The 22,340-nt window shown below is 70.5% G+C and carries 4 protein-coding genes; 1 reads left to right on the forward strand and 3 read right to left on the reverse strand.

Going from position 1 to position 22,340, the window contains the following annotated elements:
- Nucleotides 1-458: 458 nt before the first annotated feature.
- The gene (locus tag OHS82_RS06505; protein WP_057583500.1) at nucleotides 459-1,025 is read left to right on the forward strand and encodes a LuxR C-terminal-related transcriptional regulator; all 567 of its coding nucleotides are present in this window, start codon (nucleotides 459-461) and stop codon (nucleotides 1,023-1,025) included.
- A 212-nt stretch (nucleotides 1,026-1,237) separates the two neighbouring features.
- Here OHS82_RS06505 and OHS82_RS06510 read toward each other — a convergent pair whose 3' ends face one another.
- The 3 genes from OHS82_RS06510 to OHS82_RS06520 form a co-directional block, all read right to left on the reverse strand.
- Nucleotides 1,238-10,762, reverse strand: coding sequence for a type I polyketide synthase (locus OHS82_RS06510; RefSeq protein ID WP_443061770.1), 9,525 nt, complete (start codon nucleotides 10,760-10,762; stop codon nucleotides 1,238-1,240).
- 61 nt (nucleotides 10,763-10,823) lie between these two features.
- Nucleotides 10,824-21,002, reverse strand: a complete 10,179-nt coding sequence (locus OHS82_RS06515) for a type I polyketide synthase (RefSeq protein ID WP_443061771.1) — start codon at nucleotides 21,000-21,002, stop codon at nucleotides 10,824-10,826.
- Between the two features lie 235 nt (nucleotides 21,003-21,237).
- Nucleotides 21,238-22,098 carry a 1,4-dihydroxy-6-naphthoate synthase gene (locus OHS82_RS06520; protein WP_057584794.1) on the reverse strand — a complete coding sequence of 287 codons (861 nt, stop codon included), beginning with the start codon at nucleotides 22,096-22,098 and terminating at the stop codon, nucleotides 21,238-21,240.
- Nucleotides 22,099-22,340 lie beyond the last annotated feature (242 nt).

Raw genomic sequence — 22,340 nt, forward strand, 5'->3', positions numbered from 1 at the left:
CCGGCGGCGCGTTCGGCTGCCACGAGCAGCCAACCCCTGTTGGTTGAAAGCGAGTTGGTCTTCGGCGGCTCGACAGACGCCGACTCGGGGCGTCCGAACGACCGAACCACCGAACCACAGTGTTTTAGGGCCACGCAAAGGTTTGCTTGACCCACTCCATGCCATATTCCTAGGCTCGACACAGTTGATCAGAGGCACGCAGGAAGGGTCACCGCTCGATCTCCTACCTGCACAAGCAGCACTGTGTCCGATCAAACTCTGCCTTCGGGCAGTAGATCCCCCACATGAGTGCAGAAAGACGGTGCGTCGCAGTGACCACGCGAACAGCAGGCTCCTGGCCCGACAGAGACTGGGCGGCGGCCCCGCACACTTCTTCGACCGCGCACAGAGCCCAACCCGATCACCGCCCACGCACGGAGAGCAGCCGCCGCCTCTACACGGCGCACATCGACACCGGCATGCACATCGTGGCAGCGGAGCCGGATTTCTCCCGCCAGTTCGGCAGTACCTCCGCCGACATCTGCGGACGAAGTCTGTATGAGCTGCTGCACCCCAGTTCCCCCTCCGTGCTCGACCGGCACTTCAACCGGCTTTCGCAAGGGCGCTGCAACCGCTTCGCCGAGCGTGTGGTCGGTCTGGGCGACGAGGGCCGGGCCTTCTCCGGAGAGCTGACAGGCATCGCCGTACAGAACACCACGGGACTCATGGCCGGCATCGTCGTACAGGTGCGGCCGGACAAGGAGGCGCCCTCCTCAGGCCCCGAGGAAGGGGTGCTCAACCCTCGCGAACGGCTTCTCAGCAAGCTCGACGCACAGGTCCTCGAGGGTGTCGCCAGCGGCTCCTCGACGGTGCAACTCGCAGCACGGCTCTACCTCAGCCGGCAGGGCGTCGAGTATCACGTCGGCCTCATGCTGCGAAAGCTCAAGGCGCCCAACAGGGCTGCTCTCGTGGCGCGTGCCCACTCCATGGGCATGCTGACCGTCGGCCAGTGGCCCCCGCGGGTCCTGCCCGAATTCATCAAGTAACGGGCGCCCTCAACAAGGTTGCGTCCCCCGGCCGCTCGTCCCCACCGCCGGCCACAAGCCTCGTGCGGGGCCGGGTGGGCTCGGCCTGCTCCTCAGCGGCCGTACCGTCGATCGGTACGGCCGCCGACTCATGTCCGGCGTCGACACGTCGACGCGGTGGGGCTGTTGCCGCGGGACGCAGCGGTCCGGCCTCCGGCGGCCGATACCGGCGGCTACTGCTCCAGCTCGCGGCTGATGAGGTCGAACAGTTCCTCGTCGCTGGCCCCGTCCAGCCGGTCGCCGAGCGACGGGCCGTGAACGTCAGGACCGGCTCCGAGGAGTTCGATCTCGCTCAACAGGGTCCGGAGCCGGGCGCCGAGCAACGAGCGGGCGTCCTGATCGGGATCCGCCTTCATGATGCGGGCGATACCCGCTTCCAGGTCCGCCAGCATGGTCGCCATCGTCCCGCTCTCCCCGGACAGTTCGGCGTCGAGGTGCTGTGCCAGAGCCGCCGGGGTGGGATGGTCGAACACCAGGGTCGCGGGCAGCGCCAGACCGGTGTCCTTGATCAGGGCGTTGCGCAGCTCCACGGCGGTCAGCGAGTCGAACCCCATGTCGCGGAACGCCCGGTCCGCGGCCATCACTGTCGTGCCGTCGTGGCCAAGGGCCCTGCCCGCGGCCCGCCGTACGTGCTCGAGGAGGGCATCGGCGCGCCCTTGGGGCGGCAGGGCGGCGACGCGCTCGGCCAGGGCCGTCAGGGCGCCGGCGGCGGAGGGCGCGGACGGCGCCCCGAGGGCCGTCAGGATCTCGGCCGCCTGGGGGAGGGTGGTGAGCAGGGGGCTGGGACGGCGGCTGGTGAACGCCGGAACGAACCGGTCCCACTCCACATCAGCCACCACCACCGAACCCCCACCGCCCTCCAACACCGACCCCAACCCCACCAGAGCACGCCCCGGATCCATCACCCGCAACCCACGACGACCCAACTCCACCGCACCCTCACCCGACACCATCCCCCCACCCGCCCAAGGACCCCACCCCACCGACACACCCACCAGACCACGACCACGACGCGACTCCACCACCGCATCAGCCCACGCATTCGCCGCCGCATACGCCCCCTGCCCCCCACTCCCCCACACACCCGCAATCGACGAGAACACCACGAACGCAGACAGATCCCAACCACGCGTCAACTCATCCAAATACACCGCACCCCACGCCTTCGCCCCCACCACCCGCCCCACATGAGCGGGCGTCATCGCGTCGATCTCCTCCATGTCCAGGACACCGGCCACATGAGCGATGCCGTCGACACGGTGGGCTTCGAGGAGGGCAGCGACCTGGGAGCGGTCGGCGACGTCGCACGCGACGACGTCGACGCGTTCGGCTCCGGCCGCCCGCAGTCGAAGGACGGTGTCTGCCAGACCGGGAGCGTCCGGACCGCTCCTGCTGGTCAGTACGAGCTCCTCCGTCCCGCGTGCGACGAACCACTCGGCGACGCGCACCCCGAGCACACCGGTCCCCCCGGTGACGAGCAGTCGCCGCGGAGCCGAACGGGCGTGGCTCTGCGAAGAGACCGGTTCCGTTCCGTTCAGCGGTGCCGGACGCAGCCGACGGCCGAAGACCTGCCCGCCGCTCAACGCCACTTGGTCTTCGCCGCGATACGCCAGCACCGAGGCGAGAGCGGCGAGTTCCCCGTCGTTCGGCGTCGTCGGCAGATCGACGAGGCCGCCCCAGCGGTCCGGGTGTTCGAGAGCGGCCACCCGGCCGAACCCCCATATCGCGGCCTGCGCCGGATGGTCGGGGGCGCGGCCGGGTCCGAACCCTGCCCGGGTGACGACCCACAGGGGCGCTGCGACGCCTGCGTCACCGAGGGCCTGGACGAGAGTCATGGCGTGCACCACGTCAGCGTCCGGACCGGCGACGACACGGTCGTCAGCGAGACCCGGCAGGGAGAGGCAGGAGAGCACACCGGTCGGCGCGGTCTCCTCGGTGGCCGACCGCAGAAGATCCGTGAGCGATTTCCTGTCCCGCGCGTCGCAGGTGAGCCGCTCCAGACCGGGGAGGAACCGATCGAGCCCCGCGAGGGGAAGAGCGTCAGGTCCCTGTAGCAGCAGCCAACGCCCGTCCGGAGGCGTCGAGGCCGGCAGTGCCACCGGTTCCCATCCGACGTCGTACTTCCAGCCGTCGACTTCGGCGCGCGTCACCTGCTCGCGACGCAGTTCCGTCAGCGCGGGCAGCACGGCCTCCAGCGCCTCCTCGGGCACCCCGAGGGTCGCCGCGAGTTCGTGGGTCCCCTCCTCCACCATCGACCAGAAGGACGCGTCGCCGTCGGAGACGGGCGGATTCGCCGACGCCACCGTGCGAGCGGTGACCGTGGGCCAGAAATCGGTGTGCTGGAAGGCGTAGGTGGGCAGGTCGACGGGTTCGCCGCCGTCGCCCGTGCCGCCCCCCAGCACGGGCGGCCAGTCGATGTCCGCGCCGTCGACGTGGAGCTTCGCCACCGCCCGCAGGGCCGCCAGGTGCTCGGAACCGTCCTTGCGGAGCATCGATACGAACAGTGCGTCGCCGGTGTCGTCGGGGAGGCTGTTCTGCGCGAGTGCGGTGAGGGTGGAGTCGGGGCCGATCTCCAGGAAACGGGTCACGCCCTCGGCAGCGAGCACACTGATCCCGTCGGCGAACCGCACCGCCTCACGCACATGCCGCACCCAATAGTCCGCCGACGCCAACTCGCCCTCCACCACGAGCCGCCCGGACACGTTCGACACCAACGGCACGAGCGGAGCGTCATAGACGATGCCCTCCGCGACCTCACGGAAAGCCTCCAACATCGGCTCCATCAACGGCGAATGGAACGCATGCGACACCCGAAGACGAGACGTCCGACGACCTTGTGCCTTGAACTGGTCGGCTATCTCCGTGACGGCCGCCTCGACACCCGCGATCACCACCGCGCGGGGGCCGTTCACCGCAGCGACCGACACCTCCGTCTGACGGCCCTCCAGCAGCGGCAGCACCTCGTCCTCGGCCGCCTGGAGAGCGACCATCGCGCCACCCTCGGGCAACGCCTGCATCAACCGCCCCCGCGCCACCACCAGAGCACACGCATCCGCAAGAGAGAACACACCCGCCACATGCGCGGCAGCGATCTCACCGACCGAATGCCCCATCAGGAAGTCCGGGCGCACCCCGAACGACTCCACCAGACGGAACAACGCCACCTCGACCGCGAACAACGCAGGCTGCGCCCACTGCGTACGATCCAGCAGCGCCACGTCCTCACCGAACACGACCTCCCGCAACCCACCACCCACCTCGGCGCACACCGCGTCGAACGCCTCCGCGAACACCGGGAACGACGCATACAACCCACGCCCCATCCCCACCCGCTGCGCACCCTGACCCGAGAACAAGAACGCCGTCCGCCCACCCCGGAGTCCTTCGCCCACGACGGTGCGCAGTCCGGGCGCACCCAGCTGGAGGCCACGCAGTTCTTCGGCCAGCTCCTGACGGGTGGCTGCGAGCACCACGGCTCGGCGCTCGAAGGAGGTACGGCTCGTGGCCAACGCGCGGGTCAGGTCGGCGGACGACGAGTCGTCCCGCTCTTCGAGCATCGTGAGCAACCGTGAGGCCTGGGCGTGCAGAGCCCCTTCAGTGTGACCACTGACGAGCCAGGGCAGTACAGCTCCGTCGTCCGCCGCGCTGCGTTTTTCCGGCGATACCGGCTCGGTCGGGGCCTGTTCGAGAATCACGTGCGCGTTCGTCCCGGACAGACCGAACGACGACACACCCGCACGCCTGGGACGCCCACCCTCCTCGGGCCACGGCTGCCGTTCCGTCAGCAGCCGGACGTTCCCCGCAGACCAGTCCACATGCGACGACGGTGCGTCCACATGCAACGTCGCCGGCAGCACACCATGACGCAACGCCTGCACCATCTTGATCACACCGGCGACACCCGCAGCCGCCTGCGTATGACCCACATTCGACTTCACCGACCCCAACCACAACGGCCGCCCCTCCCCACGGCCCTGACCATAGGTCGCCAGCAACGCCTGCGCCTCGATCGGATCACCCAGCTTCGTCCCCGTACCGTGCGCCTCCACCACATCCACATCCACCGCCGACAGACCCGCCGACCCCAACGCCGCACGAATCACCCGCTGCTGCGACGGACCGTTCGGAGCCGTCAAACCGTTCGACGCACCATCCTGGTTCACCGCCGAACCCCGCACCACCGCCAACACCCGATGCCCCAGCCGACGCGCATCCGACAACCGCTCCACAAGAAGAACACCCACCCCCTCACCCCACCCCGTACCGTCCGCACCCTCACCGAACGCCCTGCACCGACCATCCGCCGCCAGACCACCCTGACGACCGAACTCCACGAAAGCACCCGGCGTCGACATGACGGTGACGCCGCCGGCCAGGGCCAGGTCGCACTCCCCCGACCGCAGCGCCTGCGCCGCCAGATGCAGAGCCACCAACGACGACGAGCACGCCGTGTCCACCGTCACCGCCGGACCCTCCAGACCCAGCACATACGACACCCGGCCCGACGCCACACTCGCCGCATTGCCCGTGCCGACATACCCGCCGAAGTCACCCTCCGACACACTCAACAACGCCGGATAATCCTGACCGTTCGTCCCCACGAACACACCCGTACGACTCCCACGCAACGACCGAGGATCCACCCCCGCCCGCTCCACCGCCTCCCACGACACCTCCAACAACAACCGCTGCTGCGGATCCATCGCCAACGCCTCACGCGGCGACACCCCGAAGAACTCCGCATCGAACCCACCCACACCCGACAAGAACCCACCCCGACGCGGGTACTCACCGGCCATGCCGTCCTCGTTGGCGTACCGGTCGTAGACAGGTTGCAGCGCAGCCCAGCCGCGGTCGGCGGGGAAGTCCCCGATGCCCTCGCGGCCCTCTGCGAGCAGCTCCCAGAACTGTTCCGGGGTCTCGACGTCACCGGGAAAACGGCAGGCCATACCCACGATCGCCACCGGCTCGTCCACCGCGACCGCAGTGGTCCCGTACGGCGTTATGGCAGCGGCGGTCTCGTCCCCGAACAACTCGTCGTAGACGAAAGTCGCGAGCGCCTGCGGGGTCGGATGGTCGAAGACCGCCGTCGCCGGGAGGGCGACGCCCGACACGGAGGCCAGGACGTTGCGCAACTCCACCGCGATCAACGAGTCCACGCCCAGATCGCGGAAGGCCCGCTCCGCGCCGACCTGTTCGGCACCCTCGTGTCCGAGCATGGCGGCCGCCAGCTTCCGCACCTCCTCCAGTACGAGGCGCCGCCCGGTCTCACGCGGCAGCCCGGCCGCCCGCGACCGCAGGCTGCCGTCGGCCTCACCGGCTCTCGCGGCGCCGCCCGTTCCGGTGGTGGCGACGGGAACCGCGAGGCGGGAGAGGAGGGCGCTGGGGCGGGTGGTGGTGAACGCGGGGACGAAACGCTTCCAGTCTGCGTCCACGACGAGCTGCGTGGTGATGCCCGCGTCCAGTACCGCGCCGAGGGCGGACAGCGCGATTTGCGGTGCGAGTGCGGTCATGGCGCCTTGGCCGCGCCGCCGGTCACCGGACACGACGGCCATCCCGTCCCCCGCCCACGGCCCCCAGGCGATGGACGTGGCGGTGAGGCCGTCGGCTCGCCGACGCTCGGCGAGAGCGTCAAGGACCGCGTTGGCGGCGGCGTAGGCGCCCTGCCCCGGGCTCCCCAGTGTTCCTGCCAGCGAGGAGAAGAGGACGAACGCGGAGAGTTCCCTGTCGCGGGTCAGCTGGTCGAGCAGATGGGCGGCCGACGTCTTGGGACGCATGATCCGATCGACGCGTTCGGCGTCGGTCGACAGCAACGTGGCGTCGTCCAGCACCCCGGCCGTGTGGAAGACGGCATCGAAGGAGTGCTCGGCAAAAAGGGCGACGAGGTCCGCGCGCACGGAGACGTCCATGCCTCGCACGGTGACCCGCGCACCCGCCTGCTCCAACTCGCCGCGCAGCTCGGCGGCACCGGGCGCGGTTTCGCCGCTGCGGCTCACCAGGACGAGATCGCGGGCGCCGCGCAATACGGCCCAGCGGGCCACGTGTGCCCCCAGGGCTCCGGTGCCCCCCGTGATCAGCACCGTCCCGTTCGGCTGCCAGGGAACGGCGGGCTGCGGCAACGGCGCGGACTGCTCGAGCCGACGGCCGAAGACACCGTGCGAGCGGACGGCGATCTGGTCCTCGCCGCCCTTCAAACGCGTCAGCGCGTGCACGAGACGGCTGCACGCCCGGTCGTCGACGCGCTCGGGCAGATCTATCGAACCGCCCCAGACATCCGGGTGCTCGAGCGCCGCGACGCGTCCCAGTCCCCATACGGCGTTGTGCGAGAAGCGAGCGACGCTTTCGGTCCTGCCGACTGCGACGGCGCCTTGGGTGAGGGCCCAGAGTCGTACGCCCGGAATGCGGGCGTCGGCCAGCGCGCGCAGCGCGTTGAGCGCCCCCACGGCCGGCCCGACCGACGTGGCGAAAGCGAGGAGCGAGAGGATGCCGTCCGGGCTTCGGGTGGCGTCGGACGTGTCGGTCCCGTCCACGAGAAGGCGGAGGGCCTCGGCGCATGCTCGGGGGTCGGCCGCGTCCACTTCGATGATGTGCGGGGTGAGTCCCTGCCTCCGGAGTCCGGAGACGAGGCTGTTCATCGTCTCCCGCGAGTCGCCCTCGGCGTCGGACGGGAACAGGACCGTCCAGTTCCCGGTGCCGGACGCGCGTGCCCCCGGCCGGATCTCGTCGTCGCGGGTCAGCGGCCGCCAGGACACCTCGTACCGCAGGGCGTCGATCGCTGCCTGCTCCTGTCGTCGGTGGTACCACTTCGCGAGGGCTGGGACGACCGGAGCGAGAGCGTCGGGCGCCAGGTCGAGGCCGGCCGCGAGAGTCGGCACGTCCTCGCCCGCCACGGAAGCCCAGAACTCCGCGTCGACCACGACGGAAGCCCGCGTCGGACCCGACGGGCCGCCGACCGGCGGTTGGCTCGGGGCGAGCCAATAGCGCTGCCGCTGGAACGGATACGTCGGCAGGTCGACGGGTTCGCCGCCGTCGCCCGTGCCGCCCCCCAGCACGGGCGGCCAGTCGATGTCCGCGCCGTCGACGTGGAGCTTCGCCACCGCCCGCAGGGCCGCCAGGTGCTCAGAACCGTCCTTGCGGAGCATCGATACGAACAGTGCGTCGCCGGTGTCGTCGGGGAGGCTGTTCTGCGCGAGTGCGGTGAGGGTGGAGTCGGGGCCGATCTCCAGGAAACGGGTCACGCCCTCGCCGGCCAACACACCCATCCCGTCGGCGAACCGCACCGCCTCACGCACATGCCGCACCCAATAGTCCGCCGACGCCAACTCGCCCTCCACCACGAGCCGCCCGGACACATTCGACACCAACGGCACCGACGCAGAACCGTAGAAGACACCCTCCGCGACCTCACGGAAAGCCTCCAACATCGGCTCCATCAACGGCGAATGGAACGCATGCGACACCCGAAGACGAGACGTCCGACGACCTTGCGCCTTGAACTGGTCGGCTATCTCCGTGACGGCCGCCTCGACACCCGCGATCACCACCGCGCGGGGGCCGTTCACCGCAGCGACCGACACCTCGGCCTCTCGGCCCACCAGCAGCGGCAGCACCTCGTCCTCGGCCGCCTGGAGAGCGACCATCGCGCCACCCTCGGGCAACGCCTGCATCAACCGACCGCGCGCCACCACCAGAGCACACGCATCCGCAAGAGAGAACACACCCGCCACGTGCGCGGCAGCGATCTCACCGACCGAATGCCCCATCAGGAAGTCCGGGCGCACCCCGAACGACTCCACCAGACGGAACAACGCCACCTCGACCGCGAACAACGCAGGCTGCGCCCACTCCGTACGATCCAGCAGCGCCACGTCCTCACCGAACACGACCTCCCGCAACCCACCACCCACCTGCGCGCACACCGCGTCGAACGCCTCCGCGAACACCGGGAACGACGCATACAACCCACGCCCCATCCCCGCCCGCTGCGCACCCTGACCCGAGAACAAGAACGCCTGTCGCGCGTCACCGTTGTCTTGTCCGACGATCACGTCTGTCGAAGCAGTGCCGCGTGCCAACGCGTTGAGAGCCTCGACGAGGCCGGTGGCGTCCTCGGTGACGACCACGGCCCGATGCTCGAAGTGCGTCCGCGCCGTCGCCAGGCACAGGCCGGCACGACCGGGTGCGATGTCGGATCGCCTGTCGGCGAACGTCGCGAGAGAGCGCGCCTGGGAACGCAGGGCCTCCTCGGTCCGGCCTGAGAGCGGCCAGACGGCCGGTGCGGGGTGCGAGGCGGCAAGGGCGGAGTCGGCCTGGGGGTCCACCATCGGGGCCTGTTCGAGGATGACATGGGCGTTGGTACCGCTGACCCCGAAGGCGGAGACGCCGGCCACCCTGGGGCGGCCGGTGCGGGGCCACGGCTGCTGTTCCGTCAGCAGCCGGACGTCCCCCGCAGACCAGTCCACATGCGACGACGGTGCGTCCACATGCAACGTCGCCGGCAGCACACCATGACGCAACGCCTGCACCATCTTGATCACACCGGCGACACCCGCAGCCGCCTGCGTATGACCCACATTCGACTTCACCGACCCCAACCACAACGGCCGCCCCTCCCCACGGCCCTGACCATAGGTCGCCAGCAACGCCTGCGCCTCGATCGGGTCACCCAGCTTCGTCCCCGTGCCGTGCGCCTCCACCACATCCACATCCACCGCCGACAGACCCGCCGACCCCAACGCCGCACGAATCACCCGCTGCTGCGACGGACCGTTCGGAGCCGTCAAACCATTCGACGCACCATCCTGGTTCACCGCCGAACCCCGCACCACCGCCAACACCCGATGCCCCAGCCGACGCGCATCCGACAACCGCTCCACAAGAAGAACACCCACCCCCTCACCCCACCCCGTACCGTCCGCACCCTCACCGAACGCCCTGCACCGACCATCCGCCGCCAGACCACCCTGACGACCGAACTCGACAAAGACATCGGGGGTGGACATCACGGTGACGCCGCCGGCCAGGGCCAGGTCGCACTCCCCCGACCGCAGCGCCTGCGCCGCCAGATGCAGAGCCACCAACGACGACGAGCACGCCGTGTCCACCGTCACCGCCGGACCCTCCAGACCCAGCACGTACGACACCCGGCCCGAGACGACGCTCGCGGCGTTGCCGGTCAGCAAGTGACCCTCGACGCCCTCCGGCAGGTCGTCTCCCGAGACGGCCCCGTAGTTCTGGTTGCTGCATCCGACGAAGACGCCGGTGCGACTGCCGCGCACGGAGGCGGGCTTGATGCCTGCGCGCTCCAGCGCCTCCCAGGACGCCTCCAGAACGAGACGCTGTTGGGGGTCCATCGCGACGGCCTCGCGAGGTGACACCCCGAAGAAGGCGGCGTCGAAATCCGTGGCCGTGGCGACGAATCCGCCCTGTCCCAGGGTCGCCGAGGAGGCGCCGTCGGTCAGCTCCCAGCCACGGTCCGCGGGGAACGGCGTGATGGCGTCGACGCCGGCCGCGACCAGTTCCCACAGCTGTTCCGGGGTGGTGACGTCACCGGGGTAGCGGCACGCCATGCCGACAATGGCGATGGGTTCGCTCGCTGCCCGGCTGAGTTCGTCGTTGCGCTGGCGCAGTCGCTCGTTCTCGGTCAGGGAGGCGCGCAGCGCGGCGACGACGCGCTCTTCGGAAGTGGGCATGCTCAAACTCCACTGGTTCGTGGCCCGTTCGCGGGCGGACGGGAAGACGTGGCGGTGGGGTGGTGCCTCAGGAGGTGGAGTCGCCCAGGGCCAGTTGAACGAGTGCGTCGACGTCCATGGCGTCGATCGCGCCGGATACGGATACGGACTCGTCGTCGTCCTGGGGATGCTCGGATGTGCCCGTGAGGCGGGCGGTGCCGTACGCCGTGGGCCCGGACGGGAGGGCCTCTTCAGTGGCCCGTCCGATCGGGCCGCTGTCCGCCAACGACAGGACAGCTGACAGCAGGCCGCTCTCCTCCCAACGCGAGAAGGGGATCGCGGCGAGTGCGTCACGGAGCGAGGACTCGTCACCTCGTCCTGGCCGCAACGGCGCTCCCGGCTCTGTATCCCTGAGGCCCTGCCGGCCGAACAGCTCGTCATGCAGGTGATCGGCGAGGTGGCGGGGACTCGGATGGTCGAAGACCAGCGTCGACGGCAGCCGCAGCCCCGTCTCGGCGTGGAGCTGATTGCGGAGTTCGACGGCGGTGAGGGAGTCGAAACCCACGTCGTTGAAGGGCCGGTCGAGGTCCAGGGCCGAGCCTTCGGGTCGACCGAGCACCACCCCGGCCCGCTTGCGGACCAGTTCCCGCAACGCGCGCAGACGTTCCTTCTCAGGCCGGTGCGCCAATCGGGCGGTAAGGACGGCTCGGGCGTCTTCGGTCGTGTGCTCTTCGACGACGTCCGGGCCGGTCAGGCGCGGCAGGGTGGTGAGCAGGGGGCTGGGACGGCGGCTGGTGAACGCCGGAACGAACCGGTCCCACTCCACATCAGCCACCACCACCGAACCCCCACCGCCCTCCAACACCGACCCCAACCCCACCAGAGCACGCCCCGGATCCATCACCCGCAACCCACGACGACCCAACTCCACCGCACCCTCACCCGACACCATCCCCCCACCCGCCCAAGGACCCCACCCCACCGACACACCCACCAGACCACGACCACGACGCGACTCCACCACCGCATCAGCCCACGCATTCGCCGCCGCATACGCCCCCTGCCCCCCACTCCCCCACACACCCGCAATCGACGAGAACACCACGAACGCAGACAGATCCCAACCACGCGTCAACTCATCCAGATACACCGCACCCCACGCCTTCGCCCCCACCACCCGCCCCACATGAGCGGCGTCGATGTCGTCGAAGGGCATGTGGTCGGGGACGCCGGCGACATGGAAGACGGCGCTGACGCGGTGCCGGGAGAGCAGGTCGGCGACCGCCGCCCGGTCGGACACGTCGCAACGCTCGACGCTCACGCGTTGCGCACCCGAGTCGCGGAGCTCGGCGACGAGTTCGTCGGCTCCGTCGGCGTCTGGGCCCTGACGGCCGGTGAGTACCAGGTCGGTGGCTCCACGTCGGACGAGCCAGCGCGCGACGTGCCCGCCGAGAGCACCGGTGCCACCGGTGACCAGGATCTTTCCTTCCGGTTTCCAGCCCGGTCCGATGGGCCTCTGTGCGAACGCCTGCCGAAGCCTGCGGACGTGTATCCGGCCTTCGCGGAGCGCGAGTTGATCCTCCGAGGAGGATGAGAGGACCGATGCGAGGAGCGCGGCGGTGTTCGCGTCCGGCATCTCCGGCAGATCGACGAGGCCGCCCCAGCGGTCGGGGTGTTCCAGTGCGGCGACACGTCCCAGTCCCCAGACGGCGGCCTGCTCGGCCTGCAGCGGACCGTCGTCGAGTTCGCCCACGGAGACCGCTCCCCGGGTCACCAGCCAGGTGGGCCCTGCTGCCTTCGCGTCGCCCATTGCCTGTGTGGCGATGAGCGCCTGCACGAGTGTGTCGCACAGGACGACGGCTCCGGCGATCCGCCGGCCCGCAAGGGCAGCGACGGCGCGGGCCAGCTCCGCACGGTCGGGCTCGTCGGCGAGGGAGAGGAGAAGGTGCTCGGGCAGAGCAGCGGTCACCGTCTCCAGGTGGGCCGAGTGCCTCGCCGAGTGGAGCACCAGCCACTGCCCGGAAGGGATGTCACCGGGCGTGAGAGCCACCTCCTGCCAGTCGACACGGTACTGCCAGCCGTCCACCTCGGCCCGAACCGTGCGATCGCGATGCCGGGCCGACAGTCCCGCCAGGACCTCCTGGACGACGTCCTCGCCGATGTTCAACGTGTGCGCCAGCTCGCGCGCTTCCTCCGGTTCGGCGAGTTCCCAGAGTTCCGCGTCGCGCACGACTTCACTGCGCTTGGTCTGCGGCCAGAACCGCTCACGCTGGAAGGCGTATGTCGGCAGGTCGACGCCGGCCGTGGAGACCTCACCGGTCACGGCGGTCCAGTCGACGAAGAGCCCTGCCGTGTATCCGGCGGCAAGGCACGCGACAACGGTATCCACCTCGCTCCTGTCCTTGCGGAGCATCGATACGAACAGTGCGTCGCCGGTGTCGTCGGGGAGGCTGCTCTGCGCGAGTGCGGTGAGGGTGGAGTCGGGACCGATCTCCAGGAAACGGGTCACGCCCTCGCCGGCCAACACACCCATCCCGTCGGCGAACCGCACCGCCTCACGCACATGCCGCACCCAATCGTCCGCCGACGCCAACTCGCCCTCCACCACGAGCCGCCCGGACACATTCGACACCAACGGCACCAGCGGAGCGTCATAGACGATGCCCTCCGCGACCTCACGGAAAGCCTCCAACATCGGCTCCATCAACGGCGAATGGAACGCATGCGAGACCCGCAGACGAGACGTCCGACGGCCCAACGCCTTCAGCTCGGCGGCGATCTCGGTCACCGCTGCCTCGACACCCGCGATCACCACCGCGCGGGGGCCGTTCACCGCAGCGACCGACACCTCGGCCTCTCGGCCCACCAGCAGCGGCAGCACCTCGTCCTCGGCCGCCTCCACCGCCACCATCACACCACCCGACGGCAACGCCTGCATCAACCGACCGCGCGCCACCACCAGAGCACACGCATCCTCCAGAGAGAACACACCCGCCACATGCGCGGCAGCGATCTCACCGACGGAGTGACCCATCAGGAAGTCCGGGCGCACCCCGAACGATTCGACCAGCCGGAACAACGCCACCTCGACCGCGAACAACGCAGGCTGCGCCCACTCCGTACGATCCAGCAGCGCCACGTCCTCACCGAACACGACCTCCCGCAACCCACCACCCACCTGCGCGCACACCGCGTCGAACGCCTCCGCGAACACCGGGAACGACGCATACAACCCACGCCCCATCCCCACCCGCTGCGCACCCTGACCCGAGAACAAGAACGCCGTCCGGCCGGGATCCGCCGCTGTGCCTTGAACCAGGTTGGCCGCGGGATCTCCGACGGCGAGGCAGTGGAGGCCGGCCAGCAGTTCCGCTTGATCGCGGCCGTAGACGACGGCGCGGTTCTCGAAAGGCGTGCGGGTGGCGATCAGAGCACTGGCCACAGCAACGGGGTTGAGGTCTGCCCTCGTCTGCGCGTAGGCGTGCAGCCGGGTGGCTTGTGAGCGCAGGGCGTCGGAGCTGCGTCCGGACAACACCCACGGCACCACCGGCAGACCCGCACCCGCGCCCTCAACCTCAACCTCAACCTCGTCCGCGGGCTCGATCGGGGCCTGTTCGAGGATGACGTGCGCGTTCGTCCCGGACAGACCGAACGACGACACACCCGCGCGCCTGGGACGCCCACCCTCCTCGGGCCACGCCCGCTGTTCCGTCAACAACTCCACCGCACCCGACGACCAGTCCACATGCGACGACGGCTCACCCACATGCAACGTCGCCGGCAGCACACCATGACGCAACGCCTGCACCATCTTGATCACACCGGCGACACCCGCAGCCGCCTGCGTATGACCCACATTCGACTTCACCGACCCCAACCACAACGGCCGCCCCTCCGAACGGCCCTGACCGTAAGTCGCCAGCAACGCCTGCGCCTCGATCGGATCACCCAGCTTCGTCCCCGTACCGTGCGCCTCCACCACATCCACATCCACCGCCGACAGACCCGCCGACCCCAACGCCGCACGAATCACCCGCTGCTGCGACGGACCGTTCGGAGCCGTCAAACCGTTCGACGCACCATCCTGGTTCACCGCCGAACCCCGCACCACCGCCAACACCCGATGCCCCAGCCGACGCGCATCCGACAACCGCTCCACAAGAAGAACACCCACCCCCTCACCCCACCCCGTACCGTCCGCACCCTCACCGAACGCCCTGCACCGACCATCCGCCGCCAGACCACCCTGACGACCGAACTCCACGAAAGCAGCGGGAGTGGACATCACGGTGACGCCTGCGACGAGGGCCTTCGAGCATTCGTCGGAGCGGAGCGACTGGGCGGCAAGGTGCAGGGCGACCAGCGACGACGAGCACGCCGTGTCGACCGTCACCGCCGGACCCTCCAGACCCAGCACATACGACACCCGGCCCGACGCCACACTCGCCGCATTGCCCGTGCCGACATACCCGCCGAAGTCACCCTCCGACACACTCAACAATGCCGGATAGTCCTGACCGTTCGTCCCCACGAACACACCCGTACGACTCCCACGCAACGACCGAGGATCCACCCCCGCCCGCTCCACCGCCTCCCACGACACCTCCAACAACAACCGCTGCTGCGGATCCATCGCCAACGCCTCACGCGGCGACACCCCGAAGAACTCCGCATCGAACCCACCCACACCCGACAAGAACCCACCCCGACGCGGGTAGGCAGGTGTGTCGCGTCCGACGCCGTCCAGGTCGTCGAATGCGGTGAGGTTGTCCCAGCCACGGTCCGTGGGGAAGCCGCCGATGGAGTCCTCCCCTTGGAGGAGCAGATCCCAGAACTGTTCCGGGGTCTCGACGCCACCCGGGAATCGACAGCCCATGCCGATGATCGCGATGGGATCGTCGGCGAGCGCAGCGGACTCGGAGAAGCCGGCCGTGGCGGCGTCGGTGTGCGAAGACGGCGCCAGTTCGGCCTGGAGGAGTTCGGTGACCGCTTCGGGCGTGGGGTGATCGAAGACGAGGGTCGCCGGCAGCCGTACTCCGCTCGCTCTACTGAGGGAGTTCCGCAGCTCCAGCGCAGTCAGGGAATCGAGTCCCAGCTGCGTGAACGGCGTGTCCGGGCGGATGTGCGTCTCGGGGGCGTGCCCGAGCACGTCGGCCAGCGTGCTCCGCACGAGTGCGGCCAACGCGTCGCGACGGCGGGACTCGGGCAGCGCGAGGAGGTCGAGCTGCGGGACGGCGGATCGCGCCGCTGACGCAGCCTCGCGCAGGGCGGGGCGGCCCGCCAGGGCACGCAGCAACGGGGGCAGCCGGTCGGCGGTCCGGCGTAGCGCGGCGCGGTCCAGGCGGAGCGGGATCGGGGTGACGTCGGTGTGGGTCAGGGCACGGTCGAAGAGGGCGAGGGCGTCGCCGGTGGGCAGCGCGCCGATGCCGTTGCGGGCGGCGCGGCTCTGCGCGGCACCTGTGAGACCGCTGGTCATGACGCTGTCGGCTTCCCACAGGCCCCAGGCGACGGACACCGCGGGACGTCCGTCGCCGCGCAGACTCACGGCGAAGGCGTCGAGGAAGGAGTTCGCGGCGACGTAGTTGCCCTGACCAGGACCGGCGAACGTGGCGGCGGCCGAGGAGAACAGCACGAACGCCGACAGGTCGAGGTGTCGCGTCAACTCGTGGAGATGGACCGCCGCGTCGACCTTGGGCCGCAGCACCGAGGTGAGTCGCTCAGGGGTGAGGGAGGTGACGACGCGGTCGTCGAGCGTTCCGGCGATGTGCACCACGGCGCCGAGCGGGTGTTCGGGCGAGATGTCGCGGATGACGTCGGCGAGCGAGTCACGGTCGGCGGCGTCGCAGCTCACGACGGTGACTCGGGCGTCGGCGGCGGCGAGTTCGGCGATCAGTTCGGCAGCGCCCGGGGTCTGCGGGCCCCGCCGGGTGACGAGGAGCAGGTGTCGCACACCGTGCCGGTGCACGAGGTGGCGGACGGTGGCGGACCCCACCGTGCCGGTGCCACCGGTGACGAGCACCGTCCGGTCGGCGGGGAAGGCCGCTGCCGCCGGTCGCTGAGCGGGGGCCGCTACCCGATTCAGCATCGGAGCGAGCAACTGCGCGTCGCGCAGTACGAGTTCGTCACTTCCTCGCCCAGCCGCGTCCTTGAGCTGGTCGTCGGTGGGAGTGGTGTCGGTGTCGGTGTCGAGGAGCAGGATCCGCCCGGGGTTCTCCGACGCGGCCGACTTGAACAGCCCTCGCACCGCGGCGGCGGGCAGGTCGACCACGGTCTCGCCGGGGCGTGCGGCTACCGCACCGCGAGTGAGCAGCAGCAGACGTGAGTGGTCGGCGCGCGCTTCGGTGAGCCAGCGCTGGAGCAGGCGGAGCGCTTGCGCCGTGGCAGTGTGGACGTCGGCCACGAGCCCGGTGCCGCTGTCGGCGTCCGCGGTGTGCCACGGGAGGGCGACGAGGTCGGCGAAGGGGGCGTCGTCCGAGGTGGCCGACAGGGCGGTCAGGAGCTCGTCCGGGCTCTTCCGGGCCACGGCCCCGACGTTGTCCCGCTCCGTGGCGGCCTCGGCCGCGGTCCACGTGACGCTGTAGAGGTCGCTGCCGTGGTGCCGGACGGCGTCGGGACGTTCCTCGGCGTCGAAGGGCAGGACGGCTACGGTCGCGGCGGTCAGGACGGGGGCCCCCGTGACGTCCAGCAGCCGGAGCTCGCTTTCCGTCGTCGAGCGCGGAACGACGTGCAGCCGTATGCTCGCCGCCGCACGCGCGTGGAGGGTGACTCCGGACCAGGCCACGAGGTGCGGCACCGGCTGTCCGGCTGCCGTCAGTACGAGCAGGGCGGAGTCCAGGAGGGCGGGGTGGACGGCGAACCTGGCCGCCTCGGCTTCCGCCGTCTCCGGCAGAGCGGCCTCGGCGAAGACCTCGTCTCCCAGGCGCCAGACTGCTGTCAGCGCTTGCGAGCGAGGCAGGTCGAGGTCCGTGTACACCTCGTCCAGGTGGACGGGCACCGCGCCCGGCGGGGGCCAGGCCGCGGTGGCTTCGGAGGCTTCGGGACTCGGGCCGGCCGGATCTTCGGGGCCGTCGAGCAGGGTTCCGCGGGCGTGGCGGGTCCAGGGCCGGTCCTCGTCCGACGGGCCGGCGTCGGGGTCGTACGGTCGCGCGTACAGCGCGAAGGTCCAACGCCGCTCGCCCTGGACTGCCTCGGTGACCGTCTGCACCTCGGTCTCCCCTGTCGTGGGGAGCGGCAGGGGGGCGTCGACGCGCAGTTCGGCGAGGTGATGGGCGCCGATGCCGCGTCCGGCGTGAAGAGCCAGGTCCGTCAGGACGGAGGCGGCCACGAGTGAGCCGCCGCCCGTGGCGAGCTCGCCGAGCCAGGGCTGCGTGCGCGGGGAGAGACGTCCCGTGGCCACCACGGTGGTGGAGTCGGCGAGGCCGATTCCGTCCGAGAGCAGCGGGTGTTCCCCCCGACGTCCGGCGTGGTTCGCGACAGGATCGAGCCAGTAGCGTGTCCGCTGGAAGGGGTATGTGGGCAACTGGACGGACTCGTCGGTGTCGTTCAGGAGCGCCTTCCAGTCCACGGGCCTGCCGGAGGCGTGCAGCGCCGCCATCGCCGCCACCGTGGTCCGAGACTCGTCCCGCTCCTTACGGAGTGTCGCGACGAAAAGGGCTTCGTCGCCGCTTTCTTCGGCGACGGCACGGGCGAGTGCGGTGAGGGTGGAGTCGGGACCGATCTCCAGGAAACGGGTCACGCCCTCGCCGGCCAACACACCCATCCCGTCGGCGAACCGCACCGCCTCACGCACATGCCGCACCCAATAGTCCGCCGACGCCAACTCGCCCTCCACCACGAGCCGCCCGGACACATTCGACACCAACGGCACCAGCGGAGCGTCATAGACGATGCCCTCCGCGACCTCACGGAAAGCCTCCAACATCGGCTCCATCAACGGCGAATGGAACGCATGCGACACCCGAAGACGAGACGTCCGACGACCTTGCGCCTTCAGCTCGGCGGCGATCTCGGTCACCGCTGCCTCGACACCCGCGATCACCACCGCGCGGGGGCCGTTCACCGCAGCGACCGACACCTCGGCCTCTCGGCCCACCAGCAGCGGCAGCACCTCGTCCTCGGCCGCCTGGAGAGCGACCATCGCCCCGCCCTCGGGCAACGCCTGCATCAACCGCCCCCGCGCCACCACCAGAGCACACGCATCCGCAAGAGAGAACACACCCGCCACATGCGCGGCAGCGATCTCACCGACCGAATGCCCCATCAAGAAGTCCGGGCGCACCCCGAACGACTCCACCAGACGGAACAACGCCACCTCGACCGCGAACAACGCAGGCTGCGCCCACTCCGTACGATCCAGCAGCGCCACGTCCCCACCGAACACGACATCCCGCAACCCACCACCCACCTCGGCGCACACCGCGTCGAACGCCTCCGCGAACACCGGGAACGACGCATACAACCCACGCCCCATCCCCACCCGCTGCGCACCCTGACCCGAGAACAAGAACGCCGTCCGCCCACCCCGGCGGGCGGTCGCGGTGACGACGTCGGGTGAGGTGCCGCCGGCGGCGAGGACGTCGAGGCCCGCGGTGAGGGTCTCGCGATCGGTGCCGAGGACGACGGCGCGTTGTTCGAAGAGGGAGCGTCGAAGGGTCAGCGTGTGGGCGACGGCCAGGTCGTCGGTCTCCGGGTGTGTGTCGAGGTGGTCGAGCAGGCCGGCGGCCTGCGCTCTCAGGGCGTCGGCGGTCCGGGCGGAGAGGGCCCACGGGATGACCGGGGGCGCCGTGGGTTCGGGCGGCGTGTCGGCGTCTTCCGGTTCTGTGGCCTCGGCCTCGTTCGGCGGGGTCTCCTCCAGAATGACGTGGGCGTTGGTGCCGGAGACCCCGAATGCGGAAACCCCGGCCCTCCGGGGCCGGTCGCCGGGCGCCCACACGACGGGCTCGGTGAGGAGACGCACGTGGCCCTCGGTCCAGTCGACCTTGGTGGTGGGCGCGTCGACGTGCAGGGTGCGGGGCAGGCGGTCATGGCGCAGCGCCATGACCATCTTGATGACTCCGCCGACGCCGGCGGCGGCCTGGGTGTGACCGATGTTGGACTTCAGGGAGCCGAGCCAGAGCGGACGGTCCTCGGCGCGGTCCTGTCCGTAGGCGGCCAGGAGTGCCTGGGCCTCGATGGGGTCGCCGAGGGTGGTTCCGGTGCCGTGCGCCTCGACGGCGTCGACGTCCAGCGGCGAGAGCCCGGCGGAGGTCAACGCCTGCCGGATGACGCGCTGTTGGGACGGGCCGTTGGGGGCGGTGAGTCCGCTGCTCGCGCCGTCCTGGTTGACGGCGGAGCCGCGGACGACGGCGAGCACCTCGTGGCCGTTGCGACGCGCGTCGGAGAGGCGTTCGAGCAGGAGGACGCCCGCGCCCTCGCTCCAGCCGGTGCCGTCGGTGGCGTCGGCGAAGGACTTGCAGCGGCCGTCCGGCGCGAGTCCGCGCTGTCGGCTGAACTCCAGGAAGGTGACGGGCGTCGACATGAAGGCGACACCGCCCGCGAGGGCGAGGTCGCACTCGCCCTGCCGCAGTGACTGCACCGCGAGATGGAGGGCGACGAGGGAGGAGGAGCACGCGGTGTCCACCGTGACGGCGGGCCCCTCGAAGCCGAAGGTGTAGGAGACGCGCCCCGAGGCGATGCTCGCGGCGCTGCCGTTGCCGAGGTGGCCCTCGACGCCGGGGGGCGGCTCGGGGAACCGGGTGGCGTAGTCGTTGTACATGACTCCGGCGAACACCCCGGTGGCGCTTCCGCGCAGGTCGGCCGGGCGCAGGCCGGCCCGTTCGAGGGATTCCCAGACGATCTCGAGCAGGATCCGCTGCTGCGGGTCGGTGGCGAGGGCCTCACGCGGGGACATGCCGAAGAAGGCGGGGTCGAAGTCGGCGGCGTCGTGGAGGAAGCCGCCTTCCCGGGTGTAGCAGGTGCCGGGGTTGGCGGGATCGGGATCGTAGAGTGCGCCGAGGTCCCAGCCGCGGTTGTCCGGGAAGGCGGAGATGCCGTCGGTGCCCGTGTCGACGAGGTGCCAGAGGTCTTCCGGCGTGCGCACCCCACCGGGGTAGCGGCAGCTCATGGAGACGACGGCGATCGGTTCCGTTGCCCTGCCCTCGACCTGGCGCAGCCGGGCGCGGGTGCGCTGGAGGTCGCTGGAGACTCGGGTCAGGAACTCGCGCAGCCTGTCCTCGCTCACGGATCGGTCTCCCTTCGGCGGCGGGCACGCAGGCTCGCGGTGGGGCACGGGGCATCGGGCGGCCCCGGCGCCTCACGGGCGCCGGGGCCTGGAGAGGGCCGGCGTGCCGTCCGATGCCCTCGCGGGACGGCCCGCGGCGTTCCCGGTGCCAGGCCTGTCCCTCGGGCCGATTATGGGAAGGGTTGCGCCCGTTTCGGGCTGTGGTCCGGGCGGCTCTAAGAGAACTTCTAGCGTTGCCGGGCAGGCCGCAGACCGGCCGGGCCTCGGGATCGCCGTCCCGCGCTCACAGGCGGAGGGTCGTGTCCAGTGCGTTCTCGGCGACGCGCGGCAGGAGGCCGAGCTCGGCCGAGCGGTCCAGGAGGGTACGCACGGCGTACAGTCCGTCCTGGCCGAGCTCGGCGGTGAACTCGTTGACGTACAGGCCGATGTGCTGGTCGACGACGTCCGGTTCCATCTCCTGCGCGTGCCGCAGGACATGGGCGCGGGAGGCGTCGGGGTTCTCCCGTGCCGCGCGCAGGGAGGCGCGGATCGTGTCGGTGAGCCGACGCAGTACGGGTTCGCCCAGGGAGCGGCGGGCGACGATCGCGCCCAGCGGGATGGGCAGTCCGGTGCGCTTCTCCCACTCCTCACCCATGTCGGCCGTGCAGTGCAGACCGTAGCGGCCGTAGGTGAAACGGGCTTCGTGGATGACGAGTCCGGCGTCGACGGCGCCGTCCCGGACGGCGGGCATGATCTCGTGGAAGGGCAGGACGACGATCTCGCCGACACCGCCCGGTATCGCGTCGGCCGCCCAGAGCCGGAACAGCAGGTAGGCCGTCGACGTGGTGCTGGGCACCGCGACGCGGGCGCCGGCGAGGTCGGCGGGCTCACCGGGCTCGGCCACCAGGACGAGAGGACCGCAGCCGTGGCCCAGGGCGCCACCGCAGGGCAGCAGCGCGTAGTCGGCGAGGATGCGCGGCAGCACACCGTAGGAGACCTTCAGGACGTCCAGTTCGCCGCGTTCGGCGAGGCCGTTGGTGATGTCGATGTCGGCGAGGGTGAGCCGTGTACCCGGTGCGTCGGGGAGCAGCCCCTCGGTCCAGGCGTGGAAGACGAACGTGTCGTTGGGGCAGGGCGAGTGCGCGAGGGTCAGGGGCGCCGTCATGGCCGGTCCTTCCTTCTTGTCCGTGGTACGGCAGCGTTCTTTTCCGTGGTACGGCAGCGTTCTTGTCAGTGGTACGGCAGCGATGCCCTCAGCAAAGCCGTTGCGGATGTGGGGTTTTCCCCAGACTGCCCTCCGCGAGGATGAGCGGGCCCCACCCGACGCGGCGTCGATGCCCGCCGTCCGGCCGGGGACCCGCGGCTGCCGGATCGTTGGCCGGTTCCGCGGGTCGCCGAGGCCGGTCG

This window comes from Streptomyces sp. NBC_00425 (genome assembly GCF_036030735.1).
Lineage (GTDB): Bacteria > Actinomycetota > Actinomycetes > Streptomycetales > Streptomycetaceae > Streptomyces.